This window comes from Psychrobacillus sp. FSL K6-4046 (assembly GCF_038624605.1).
Taxonomy (GTDB): Bacteria; Bacillota; Bacilli; order Bacillales_A; family Planococcaceae; genus Psychrobacillus.
Map to the genome: position 1 here is coordinate 763,244 of NZ_CP152020.1, position 12,404 is coordinate 775,647.

Consider the following 12,404-nt stretch of genomic DNA (forward strand, 5'->3'; position numbering starts at 1 on the left):
CATCAAGAAAGGAACTCTGTTTATGCGAGTAAATTTATAAGCAATTTATCGATGCAACAAAGATGTTCCTATTTATTGATTGGAGCCCAGAAGGCGACTCCTACGGGATGAGTGAGAAAGATAAGCCAACGCAACCACGCGCGATAGCGATGAGTGATGGCTCCCCTCCCCCCCCCCGCAAAAAAGCGTCTGGCTGGTGCGAAAGATCAATTCTACTCTCTGATTTAAAGTTTTCTTTGCATTATAAATCAACCCTACCCTTTAACATGGCCTTTTAAAATTACATATCCTACTAATTACTAAAATTAAATTTATATATCCTAATCATATAGAAGTAAAATTAACCCTATAAATGAATTTTAAAATAAGGATAAAAGGACTAAAAAATAATTAATTGTACATATAAATGGTATTAAAATTGTGAAATTATGGAGTTTTTGTTTGAATTTTGTCGAAACGGATAGTAGGATGAAGTTGTTGAAATATATTGGTAATTCTCAACGAAATTTTACTATTAGTTAAGAGGAGGAGTAATATGACAAGGAGATTTTGGAAACAAACAGCAGCAGCAGTATTGTTAACATCTTCAGTTCTATCATTTTCATCCATTGCTTATGGGGATACATCGAAGGTGAATCGATCCTTTGAGGCAACAAAAGCTGAATTGAATCGCAGCACTACACATTATGTCTATCCAGCTTTAGAAAACAAATTAGTAACAAGTCAAGCGTTATACTCGTCGCTAAATAGTGCAAAGAAGAATTATCAGCAAACTAGGAATCTGATAAATTCATCTACTTATTCTTCTTCTCAAAAGCAAAGTTATCTAAGAGACTTAGATGCGCTCTACAATGAAAAAGTTTCAAAAGGATTAGTTCCATATATTGATGCTTATAATTATGCGACAAAATATCTCGATCCGATTATGAATAATATTACTAGTGCTCAATCTAGGAATGATTTTGCCGCAGTTGAAAAAGAATATCATAAATTATCCTACCAATTAAAAGGTAGAACAGCTATTTTATATAGATTTTCCGGTAAAGCGGCTCGCGATTTATTATTAGAGCAATATAAAAAGCCAGCTGATGCTAAAAGAGCAGAGCTAATGATCCCTGTGACGATTTATATGGAAATTGTCAAAATCAAGGATTTTTTAAATGCAGGTAAACTTGAAGAGGCTCAAGCTTCGTACAATGAAATTAATGCTCTATTAAGTAGCCTGCCATCTGCAACGAGTAATCCGTTTATAGCGGCTTTGTTAGAGGAGGTTGCTAAAGTCAAAAATGCAATTGATAATACAGCTAACCCTATTCAGCAAGAGATACTTAACTCTAAAATTGCTAACTTAGTGACTACTCTAAATGCTGCTCAAAGTAATATTGCTACAATTGAATCAACTGGACTCAATGCTATATCTGTTGCAGTGAAAGCAGATGCAAAACCAGAGGATATAGCGAATTATTTAGGGGTAGATCTATTTAATAATGTGGTTAGTCAATTAGGTGTAACTCATGTTAATGGTTTCACTCCTCTTTCACCAGAGGGACTAGCTTACATTAAAGCACAGGTTCCCGGAGCAGATTCATTGGATGATGTAAAAGGAAAGACAGTTTCACTTCCTTTAACAGTAAACAATGGTGTGCCGATGAATGTGGATTTTACCATTACTTTTAAATAAGTTGCTAATCTATTAGACCCACCACGTATAAAAAGTGGTGGGTTTTTATACATAATGTTGCTACTTTATGTACTATTAAAATATTTATCATGCTAAACTAAGGTTACTTTTTGGGAGGGATTTATTATGAGGAAATTTAAAATTTTTGCTATTATTGTCCTTGTTCTAATTATTGCAGGCGGCAGTTACTTACTGTATATGTTTAAATTTAAAGAATATGATGTTGCAGACGAGGAAGTAAAACAGATTGTAGAAAAAGAACCATATAAAGTAGATTTACCGGGCGGTGGTACTATTTTTATGGATGAGAACGGTGAAGTAGTAGAAGAAGAGGGGATATCTACAAATGGAGAGAGTGGTAGCGAAGCTGTTGCTGATGGAAACAGTGAAACTAAGAATGGCAATGGTGAGAGCTCCAATTCTAATAATGTAAAGAATGATACTAATAAGTCTTCTGAAACAGATGCTAGTACTGGGAGCACTACTGCCTCCAATGAAATGACGGTAACTACAATAAAGGAAAAGTATAGACCAGCTCTAGAAGGATTAGAGGAACAAGCGGATGTTAAAGTAAACGCATTAATTGTTAGAGCTAAAAAAGAATACGTAGAGAAGCAGGCTAACGGTGAAAAGATCGATCTTGGTTACTTTTACAACAAGTATATGGCTGCTGCTAAGGATTTGGAAAGTAATACTGACAAAGTATTTGATGCAGTTTTAGGTGCGGTAGAAAAGGATTTAGCAGCAAATGGCTTTGACAAGGCTGAAGCTAAAGCTATGGAAGAAGAATATGAAGCGAAAAAGAAAGCACGACGAGATAGCATAATGAAAAGAGTGGTAGGAAGTTAAAAGAGACCATTAGTAATTTGGTAAATCCCATTATTTTGGGGAAATGATATTAGTAGTTATCTCAAGTCTGTATATGATAGAATAATAGAAACTTTTTAGCAGTACCTAAATTAGTAATAAAAAGATAGAAGGAGTTATCAATTTGAATGAAAGAAACAATAACAATTCAAGATATTTTTAAAACAATTAAGAAACGATTATCATTAATTGTTATATTGACGATAATTGCCTTAGCTATTAGTGCAATCGTAAGCTATGTTGTTTTAACCCCTATATACCAATCATCAACACAGATTTTAGTGAGTCAAGAAAAAACAGAAGTGAATTCGTTTAGCTCACAAGATATTGAAACGAATCTTCAACTTATTAATACATATAATGTAATCATCAAAAGTCCAGCAATCTTGTCACTAGTGATTGATGAATTGGAATTAAATACTACTGCTGCAGCCTTAACCAATAAGATTACAGTAAGCAATGCAGAGGATTCGCAAGTAGTTAATATTACAGTTCAGGATCCTGATCCTCAAAAAGCAGTTGATATTGCAAACAAAACTGCAGAGGTTTTCCAAGCACAAATAAAAACGCTCATGCAAGTAAACAATGTTAGTGTATTAACCCCTGCTGTTCTTGGGGATAATCCTACTCCAGTTAAGCCTGATCCGATGTTGAATATGGCCATAGCAGCGGTAATTGGAATGATGCTAGGGGTAGGACTGGCATTTTTATTAGAGTATCTAGATACAACTGTCAAAACAGAGGAAGATATAGAGGAACTATTACAATTACCTGTTTTAGGTTTAATTAGTAATATTTCCGAAAAAGATCTTCAAAGCACCAAACTAGAAGTAATCGATAGACGAAAGAGGTTGTGAAATGTCCAATAATAAAAAGAAAAATAAAACTTTATTGACTGCTGCTAGAAAGCTAATTACCACAGCCAATTCGAAAGCAATCGTTTCCGAACAATTTAAAACGCTTCGAACAAATATCAATTTTTCTATGCCTGATAGGGAAACGAAAACTATGCTGTTTACTTCTGCCTCTCCTAGTGAGGGGAAATCTACAGTGGCTGCAAATAGTGCAGTGGTTTTTGCTCAGGAAGGAAAGCGAGTGCTTTTAATTGATGGGGATATGCGTAAGCCGACAGTCCATTATACCTTTCATCTGACTAATACTTCAGGTCTCTCCAATTTACTTACAGGTCAAGCTCATCTAGAGGGAGTGATTAAGCATCATGAAATAGAAAATCTAGATATTGTAACTTGTGGTCCAATACCTCCGAATCCAGCAGAATTGCTAGGTTCTAATAGGATGGAAAAGATAATTGGAGATTTGAAAGAAAAATACGATATGATTATTTTCGACGCTCCTCCGGTATTGTCGGTTACTGATGCACAAATATTATCTAATTTATGCGATGGGACAGTTATTGTATTAAGTGCAGGGAAAACACAAAAGGATGCATTGTTAAAAGCCAAGGAAGCATTGATTGCTTCAAAGGCTAATATTTTGGGAGTAGTATTAAATAATTATGTACTTCAAAAAGATCATTATTACTATCAATATTATGGAGTTGAAGAGTGATTGGGAATTGTCCTAATCACTCATTTTTCTATTAAAAAATGGAGGTTAGATTATGGTAGATATCCACGGACATATACTTCCGGGAGTTGATGACGGTCCTGCGTCTATGGTAGAATCGCTTGGTCTTTTACATCAAGCAGAGAAAGAAGGAATTACGGATATTGTTGTGACACCACATGCTTACCACCCCCAATATAACGTAAGGAAAGACCTAGTGATAGAGAAATACAATAATGTTAAGGAGGAATTAGCAAAATTAGATTTGCAAATAAATTTACATTTAGGACAAGAGATAAGAATTGGAGACTCAATTGTAGAACAAATAAAAGAGGGGAAGGCATTGACCTTAGCCAACTCGAAATATGTTTTGTTAGAGCTGCCTTCATCAAATGTCCCTAACTATACTATAGCTATTATTCAAGAATTACTAGGTTTGGGGAAAGTACCGGTTATTGCACATCCGGAAAGAAACAAGGCTATTGCAGAAAAACCGAGTAGACTGCTAAAACTTATAACTCATGGAGCGATCTCTCAGATAACCGCAGGCAGCTTAGCTGGACACTTTGGAAAAAGTATTCAAAAAACCTCCATGCAACTAATAGATTGTAATCTGATCCATACGTATGGTTCTGATGTACATAGTAGGAAAACTAGGCCTTTTTTATTTGATGCGGGTCTATGTTATTTGGAGAAACATAAAAAACAGGATACAGTAGATATCTTTTTAGAAAATAACGCTAGAATTATCGAAAATAAAGAAGTCATTATTTTAGAACCAATAGAGCCACCAAGCTCTAAAAAATGGTGGAGTTTTATCGGCTAATTTAAAAGTATGAAGGTATATTCATTTATAATGTGGCCTTTTAAAAAGCGAGCAAAAAGTCAACTCGATTTGACTTTTTGCTCGTTTTTTTTATAGGAACACGTTGTTAATATTTTCCGGTCTGTAAGTAATTGAAATCAGTAACCAATTTATTCTATTAAAATACTAATGATAATACCCTTATTTTCCGTAAAGTAAACGTATAAATATTCTAAAAAAATTTAGAATCAAATGAACTATCGAGTGCAAATATGTATTTAGGTAATTTAATTTTATTACGAAATGCAGTAATAAATAATTTTAAAAATGGATTTATAAGTAAACAAACAGGGATTTATTTGACTGAATTAAAAGTAAGAAATACCTAGATAACAGTTATATTTCAATTGCATTACAATAAAATTACAACAAATTTATATCTAAAGTGCTATAATTGTGACCAGCTGGAATGGAATTATACATAAGTAAAAGAAATAGCTTACATAGGAAAAGAATAGGAGAGTGACACGATGTCATTAAAGCGAAGAATGTCGATGCTGATATTAGTCGATTCTTGTATAGTGTTGTTTTCAATATACATTGGCTACTTTCTGCTACATCCGATCGATAATCCATTTACGGATGTATTGTTATTGATTAGTTCGCTTGCGATATTTGTAGCGCATCACAGTTTTGCAATGTATTACGGGCTGTATCGGAAGGTATGGGAGTATGCATCCGTGAAGGAATTATTGTCGATATTCAAGGCTGTAACTTTCTCTATATTGATTGTTGCTCTTATCCAAGCAATTGTAACGGGAGGAGTACTTGGTAGAGCACTATTTGTTACTTGGATGTTGCATATGTTGCTCATAGGAGGTACTAGATTATCCTGGAGAGTGCTAAGGGATACGTTCATAAGTGAGAAGAATTCTAAAGGGTCAAAAAAAAGGACACTTATAATTGGAGCTGGGGCAGCTGGAACAATGATTGCTCGACAATTGTTAAAGAATACAAACTCACCACTTCAACCAATAGCTTTTTTAGATGATGATTTAGCTAAAAAGGGATTGGACATCTTTAATATGAGGGTGTTGGGAGGTACAGACATAATAGAGGATGTTGTGTTGGATCAAAACATTGAGCATATCATAATTGCTATACCTTCAATGGAAAAGACCAGACGGGCAAGGCTTTTACAACAATGTCTAGATACTGGTATACGTACACAAACGATGCCTCTGATAGAGGACTTGCTAACTGGAAAGGTATCGATCAATGAAATAAGAGATGTAAAGATTGAAGACTTGCTTGGTCGAGACGAAGTAGAGTTAGACTTAGAAATAATTTCTTCAAAACTAACAAATAAAACAATACTTGTGACAGGAGCGGGTGGCTCTATTGGTTCAGAGATTTGTAGACAGGTGGCTAGGTTTAATCCAAAGGCAGTAATTCTACTCGGGCACGGAGAAAATTCTATTTATACTATAGACATGGAACTTAGACAAAAGGTTTCAAGAGATACAAAATTAATACCAATTATTGCAGACGTTCAGGATCGAGGTCGTATTTTTGACATTGTATCCGAATATAAACCGGATGTAATTTATCATGCAGCTGCGCATAAGCATGTTCCATTGATGGAATATAATCCAATGGAGGCTGTAAAGAACAATATATTTGGTACGAAGAATGTTGCTGAGGCAGCTGATGTATTCGGAGTAGAATACTTCGTTATGATTTCTACTGATAAAGCAGTAAACCCACCAAATATCATGGGGGCGACAAAACGCTTTGCAGAAATGGTGGTTCAAAATCTTGCAAAAGAAAGCAAAACTAAATTTGCTGCGGTTCGTTTTGGTAATGTTCTTGGTTCACGTGGAAGTGTAGTACCACTTTTCAAAAAGCAAATAGCTATTGGTGGACCAATAACAGTTACGGATCCAGAAATGACAAGATATTTTATGACAATACCCGAAGCTTCAAGACTTGTTCTTCAAGCAGGTAGCTTAGCAAGCGGGGGTGAGGTATTTGTTTTAGATATGGGAGAGCCGGTTAAAATAGTTGACCTTGCAAAAAATTTAATAAAACTTTCTGGGTACAGAGAAGACGAGATAGGTATAGAGTTTTCAGGTATAAGACCAGGGGAGAAATTATATGAGGAACTCTTAAGTGAAAATGAAATTCAAAGTAGGTTTGTATTTCCGAAAATCCATATAGGTAAGGCGAATCCAATCAGTCAATCTGAGCTAAAATATGTGATGGAGAAGCTTCCTCATATGAATAATGTAACGCTAAAAGAAACATTAATAGGATTGGCAAATCATAAGTTTGTCGACTCACAAATTAAGGAAAAAGTTTGATACGTTAAACTAACTTTAATTAAGATTCAAAATGAAATTATTATAATTTCTAACCATGCTATTTAAATAGGAAGGAAGTCTAGTAAATGAAAGAAAGAATTTTCCTTTCATCCCCTCATATGAGTGAGGAAGGATATGAAATGCAATATGTGAAAGAAGCTTTTGATACTAACTGGATAGCTCCATTAGGTAAAAACGTAAATGAATTTGAAAAAGAGCTTGCTCTAAAGGTAGGATCAAAGGCAGCAGCAGCTCTATCAGCTGGAACTGCTGCACTACACCTAGCGCTTAAAGCAGCTGAAGTGGGGGCGGGGGATATTGTATTTTGTCCAACCCTAACTTTTTCTGCAACGGCCAATCCTATTATTTATCAAAATGCTACACCTGTCTTTATAGATAGTGACTATGAAACGTGGAATATGTGTCCAAAAGCTTTAGAAGAGGCTTTTGAAAAGTTCCCTCAAGTGAAAGCTGTTATAGTTGTTCACTTGTATGGTTTATCAGCCGATATGGATAAAATAGTTGCGCTTTGTAAAAAGTATAAGGTTACTTTAATAGAAGATGCTGCTGAGTCTCTCGGAACATATTATAAAGGTCAGCATACAGGAACTTTTGGAGATTACGGTATATTTTCTTTTAATGGAAATAAAATTATCACCACTTCAGGTGGAGGTATGTTGGTGTCTAACAATGTAGAAAGAATCGAAAAAGCAAGATTTTGGGCCACACAGTCTAGAGATCAAGCTAGACACTATCAGCATAGTGAGCTTGGTTACAATTATCGAATGAGCAACGTGGTTGCTGGAATAGGTAGAGGCCAGCTAAAAGTTTTGGATAAGAGAGTAGACAAGAAAAACTACATATATAATTTTTATAAACGGGAGCTTGGGAATCTAGAGGGTATTGAATTTATGCCTAATAACGAATGGGATAGACCAAACTATTGGTTAAGCGTTATAACGTTGAACGGTAAAATAAGACCTATTGATATAATGCAAGCTCTCGAAAAAGAAAATATAGAATCAAGACCAGTCTGGAAGCCAATGCATCTACAACCATTTTTCGAGAAGTATGACTACATCGGTAATCATGTATCAGAAGACTTATTTAATAATGGAGTTTGCTTACCATCTGACTCGAAGATGACAGATTCCGAACTAGAGAGAGTTACTAAGACTATTAAGGGAATATGGGAGGCATAAATCATGAGGCAAAAAGATGGGATGTATAAAAAACTCATTAAAAGACCATTAGATTTTATCGTTTCCCTTACGATGCTTATCATTCTTAGTCCTTTGTTGTTAGTTGTAGCAGTTTTTGTAAAAAATAAATTAGGGAGCCCAATTTTATTTAAACAAAATAGACCGGGCTTAAATGAAAAGATTTTTACAATGTATAAATTTAGAACGATGACAGATCAAAGAGATGAACATGGAGAGCCATTACCTGATCATGTAAGACTCACGCGTTTCGGAAAGCTCCTGCGTTCTACTTCGATTGATGAATTACCAGAGCTATTAAATATATTAAAAGGAGATATGTCCTTTATTGGTCCTCGCCCTCTATTAGTAGAATATCTAAAATTTTATAATGAAGAGCAAAGAAAAAGGCATAATGTCCGACCAGGTTTGTCTGGTCTTGCTCAGGTGAGTGGTCGAAATTCACTTAGTTGGGAAGAAAAATTTGAGTTAGATGTTAAGTATGTTGATAATATATCCTTTCTAGAGGATGTAAAGATTCTATTTTTGACTATAAAAAAAGTATTTGTAAAAGAAGGTATAAACTTCGACAATACTAAAAAGAACAATAGATTTCAAGGAACCAGTAATAATCCAAAATGACCCATATTTGAATTTGAGGGATACATATGAAAAAGGTTTTTATAATAGGTAGTGGTGGTTTTAGCAAGCAGGTTATAGAAATTGTTGAAAAACTAAACAAGAATGAAAATAAATATAAGCTTATGGGCCTGATTGATGATAATGAAAGTCTTGTTGGTAGTAAAGTAATGGGTTATGAAATTCTCGGAAATACTGACTATCTAAGAGAATATTCAGAGGAGAATCAAGTTTTTGGTGTAATTGCTATAGCTAATTGGAAAGTGAGAAAATTGTTAGAAACGAAACTAACAGCAGTTAATTGGTTAAACCTAGTTCATCCAAGCGCTATAGTAAGTAATTATATTCAAATGGGAGAAGGTAATGTTATTTGTGCTGGTGTGGTGATAAATCCAGATTGTCGAATTGGAAGTCATTGCCACATTAATATAGGTACGACCATGGGGCATGATATAGACATGCGAAACTTCGTAACAGTTATGCCTGGCAGTAGAATATCAGGGAATGTCACTTTAATGGATTGCTCAATGATAGGAACTGGATCCACTATTTTGCAAGGGTTGACTGTCGAAGAAAATGTAATAGTTGGGGCTGGTGCAGTCGTAACCAAAAATACGAGTCCTAATGGTTTATATTTGGGTGTACCGGCTAATAAAAAATAGATATAAATAAGAAGCGAATTAAATGAAGGGTGATTATAATGGCAAGAAAGACTCTTAGAGGAACTGTGTTTTGGGGAGTAGATGCATTAAAAGGTAAAACGATTAAACAACACTATCAACATATAAAACAAATAATGGAAAGTAATACTTCGAATAACAAACAACTACTGTCCATTTGTAGTCATGCTTGTAATACCGTTCCTTTCTATAATTCCTTTAAATCATCCAACTTTAATGATTTACCTGTTGTCACAAAAAAACATTATAAAGAAATGTATTCATCCTTTCAATCTGAAATACATTTGAATAATGTATTTCATCAAATGTCCACTAGCGGTTCTACTGGTACACCCTTTACTGTCAACCAAGACAAAGCAAAACGTGAAAGAACGATGGCAGAGGTAATCTATTTTAATGAAATAGAAGGACAGACACTTGGTCAAAAATATATGTACTTTAAAGCTTGGCCAGAAAAGAAGACTAAATTAGAAAAGCTTAAACAAAATCTAGTTCCTGTCGACGTATTACGATTAGATGAAGAGGCATTAGAGAGTATTAGAGATACATTAAAAAAGGATAAACAAATTAATAGTTGTTTAGCTTATGCTTCTTCCTATGAAATTCTAAGTAATTATATATATAACAAAGGTGACACTCCGGATATGTATAATTTAAAGGTTATCTTTTCTAGTTCCTCGTTATTAAAGGAAGAAACGAGAGAAAAGCTAGAGAAGATTTTTGGTTGCCCTATTATTGATAGATACTCCAATCAGGAAAATGGCATTTTAGCACAGACAAAATCTAACGACAAAGTATTTAAAGTAAATCGTGCAAGCTACCATATTGAATTATTAAGGTTAGATAGTGATGAACCAGCTAAACCGGGCGAGCTAGGTAGAATAGTGGTCACAGATTTATATAATCATGCGATGCCTGTTATACGCTATGACACAGGAGATCTTGCAATATCAGATGATTTAGATCGTCAAAATATCTTTACTTTAAGAAGCATTCAAGGAAGAAGAATTGATATGGTATATGATACGCAAGGAAATGTTCTAACTCCTCATACTATAAGTGTACATATGAAAAAATATAAGCAGTTAAAACAATGGCAATTTATTCAAGAGGATAAAAATTACTATATTTTAAAGGTTAATGGAGCAGAGGGTATTTATATGAAAGATGATTTTGTAGATTCATTTAAGAAAATTTTAGGTGAAGATGCCCTCGTAGAAGTGATGTATGTAAATGAAATCCCTGTTTTATCTTCAGGTAAATTTAAGAACACTATATGTAATTATAAAATTCCAGAAAAAATAAAATAATTACAACGAACAGAAGAGGACATGACAATGCAAAAAAAAACAGTATGGATTTTCAATCATTATGCTCACGGTACATTCTTTAATAAGGGTGGGCGACATTATTGGTTTGCTAAAAATCTTATAAACAAAGGTTATGAGCCTACTATTTTTTGTGCTAGTACTAAACATAATAGTGATTCTTATATACCAATACAAAATGGAAGTTACGAATTAAAGTCAGTAGAGAAAATACCGTATGTCTTTGTGAAGACTACTAGATATAAAAATGGGATAGAACGTCTACAAAATATGTGGAACTTTTACCGAAACCTTTTCCCCTCTAGTAAGCAGTATAGTAAAAAGTATGGTAAACCAGATGTAATCATAGCTTCTAGTGTGCACCCACTAACTCTACTAGCGGGGATTAAAATAGCTAAAAAATTTAATGTCCCATGTATTTGTGAGATTAGAGATTTATGGCCAGAGACAATTGTCCAGTACGGAACTCTAAAAAAGAATAGCTTTGTGGCAAAGCTTTTGTATAAGGGTGAAAAATGGTTATACAAGAAAGCAGACAAGCTTATTTTTACTATTCCAGGAGGAAAGGATTACGTTGAGGAAATTGGACTGGACTCATCAAAGGTTAGGTACATTAATAATGGTGTTGATTTAGAAGAGTACAATACAAACAAAAAAGAGCTCATATACTCTGATGAGCATCTAGATGATCCTTCTACATTTAAAATTCTTTATACAGGCACCATGGGTGTTGCTAACGAATTAACTTATTTAATTAAAGCAGCAGAGGAAATACAAAGAAAAGGTATTCATGATATTCAATTCATCTTATTTGGTAACGGTAGTCAAAGAGAAAAGTTAGAGCAGTATACAGTTAGTAAAGGATTAACTAATATCGTTTTTAAAGGTAAGGTAGATAAAAAACTAATCCCAAACATTTTAAGTAAGTCTAATTTAAACGTTTTCACTGGAAAACATATCCCATTGTATAAGTATGGTCTGAGTCTAAACAAGCTCTTTGACTATCTGGCATCTGGAAAACCTACCTTATCTAATATGGAAAACGGCTACGATATTCTAACTAAATATAATTGCGGGAAAACCGTAAAGGGTGGCTCAGTGGACGCTTTAGTTCAAGGGATTTTAGAATTTTATCATATGGATGACCAAGAATACAATCAGTATTGTCTTAACTCCTTATCTACCATACAGGAATATGATTTTAAAACGTTAACTGACAAATTAGAGAATATTATTATTGAAAGCTAATAAAATGTTTTCATTTTGAGGAGTAAAT

Annotated in this window: 11 protein-coding genes; all 11 read left to right on the top strand. The window is 34.2% G+C overall.

Going from position 1 to position 12,404, the window contains the following annotated elements; genetic code table 11:
• Positions 1-535 precede the first annotated feature (535 nt).
• The 11 genes from MKY09_RS03675 (at position 536) to MKY09_RS03725 (ending at position 12,376) form a co-directional block, all read left to right on the top strand.
• Positions 536-1,681 carry a hypothetical protein gene (locus MKY09_RS03675; protein ID WP_340885197.1) on the top strand — a complete coding sequence of 382 codons (1,146 nt, stop codon included), beginning with the start codon at positions 536-538 and terminating at the stop codon, positions 1,679-1,681.
• Positions 1,682-1,807: 126 nt separating this feature from the next.
• Complete coding sequence (locus MKY09_RS03680; protein WP_340885195.1) at positions 1,808-2,530, top strand: hypothetical protein; 723 nt, start codon at positions 1,808-1,810, stop codon at positions 2,528-2,530.
• A gap of 146 nt (positions 2,531-2,676) precedes the next feature.
• Positions 2,677-3,405, top strand: a complete 729-nt coding sequence (locus MKY09_RS03685; RefSeq protein WP_340885193.1) for a Wzz/FepE/Etk N-terminal domain-containing protein — start codon at positions 2,677-2,679, stop codon at positions 3,403-3,405.
• Between the two features lies 1 nt (position 3,406).
• Positions 3,407-4,117, top strand: a complete 711-nt coding sequence (locus MKY09_RS03690) for a CpsD/CapB family tyrosine-protein kinase (RefSeq protein ID WP_340885190.1) — start codon at positions 3,407-3,409, stop codon at positions 4,115-4,117.
• A 52-nt stretch (positions 4,118-4,169) separates the two neighbouring features.
• A complete protein-coding gene (locus tag MKY09_RS03695; RefSeq protein ID WP_342567621.1) occupies positions 4,170-4,940 on the top strand; it encodes a CpsB/CapC family capsule biosynthesis tyrosine phosphatase in 771 nt (256 codons plus the stop codon).
• Between the two features lie 509 nt (positions 4,941-5,449).
• Positions 5,450-7,282 (top strand): nucleoside-diphosphate sugar epimerase/dehydratase, encoded by a 1,833-nt coding sequence (locus tag MKY09_RS03700; RefSeq protein ID WP_340885186.1) that lies wholly within the window; start codon positions 5,450-5,452, stop codon positions 7,280-7,282.
• 86 nt (positions 7,283-7,368) lie between these two features.
• The gene (locus MKY09_RS03705; RefSeq protein WP_340885184.1) at positions 7,369-8,484 is read left to right on the top strand and encodes an aminotransferase class I/II-fold pyridoxal phosphate-dependent enzyme; all 1,116 of its coding nucleotides are present in this window, start codon (positions 7,369-7,371) and stop codon (positions 8,482-8,484) included.
• Positions 8,485-9,123: a sugar transferase gene (locus MKY09_RS03710; protein WP_340886086.1), complete on the top strand. Its 639-nt coding sequence runs from the start codon at positions 8,485-8,487 to the stop codon at positions 9,121-9,123.
• 26 nt (positions 9,124-9,149) lie between these two features.
• On the top strand, positions 9,150-9,782 hold the full coding sequence (locus MKY09_RS03715; RefSeq protein WP_340885181.1) for an acetyltransferase: 633 nt from the start codon (positions 9,150-9,152) through the stop codon (positions 9,780-9,782).
• A gap of 38 nt (positions 9,783-9,820) precedes the next feature.
• A complete protein-coding gene (locus MKY09_RS03720) occupies positions 9,821-11,110 on the top strand; it encodes a hypothetical protein (RefSeq protein WP_340885179.1) in 1,290 nt (429 codons plus the stop codon).
• A 27-nt stretch (positions 11,111-11,137) separates the two neighbouring features.
• Positions 11,138-12,376 carry a glycosyltransferase family 4 protein gene (locus tag MKY09_RS03725; protein ID WP_340885177.1) on the top strand — a complete coding sequence of 413 codons (1,239 nt, stop codon included), beginning with the start codon at positions 11,138-11,140 and terminating at the stop codon, positions 12,374-12,376.
• Positions 12,377-12,404 lie beyond the last annotated feature (28 nt).

Coding starts and splice junctions, on each gene's coding strand:
- MKY09_RS03695 (WP_342567621.1), top strand. CDS start 4,170: ATGGTAGATATCCACGGACATATACTTCCGGGAGTTGATGACGGTCCT.
- MKY09_RS03705 (WP_340885184.1), top strand. CDS start 7,369: ATGAAAGAAAGAATTTTCCTTTCATCCCCTCATATGAGTGAGGAAGGA.
- MKY09_RS03720 (WP_340885179.1), top strand. CDS start 9,821: ATGGCAAGAAAGACTCTTAGAGGAACTGTGTTTTGGGGAGTAGATGCA.
- MKY09_RS03725 (WP_340885177.1), top strand. CDS start 11,138: ATGCAAAAAAAAACAGTATGGATTTTCAATCATTATGCTCACGGTACA.
- MKY09_RS03690 (WP_340885190.1), top strand. CDS start 3,407: ATGTCCAATAATAAAAAGAAAAATAAAACTTTATTGACTGCTGCTAGA.
- MKY09_RS03715 (WP_340885181.1), top strand. CDS start 9,150: ATGAAAAAGGTTTTTATAATAGGTAGTGGTGGTTTTAGCAAGCAGGTT.
- MKY09_RS03675 (WP_340885197.1), top strand. CDS start 536: ATGACAAGGAGATTTTGGAAACAAACAGCAGCAGCAGTATTGTTAACA.
- MKY09_RS03700 (WP_340885186.1), top strand. CDS start 5,450: ATGTCATTAAAGCGAAGAATGTCGATGCTGATATTAGTCGATTCTTGT.
- MKY09_RS03685 (WP_340885193.1), top strand. CDS start 2,677: ATGAAAGAAACAATAACAATTCAAGATATTTTTAAAACAATTAAGAAA.
- MKY09_RS03680 (WP_340885195.1), top strand. CDS start 1,808: ATGAGGAAATTTAAAATTTTTGCTATTATTGTCCTTGTTCTAATTATT.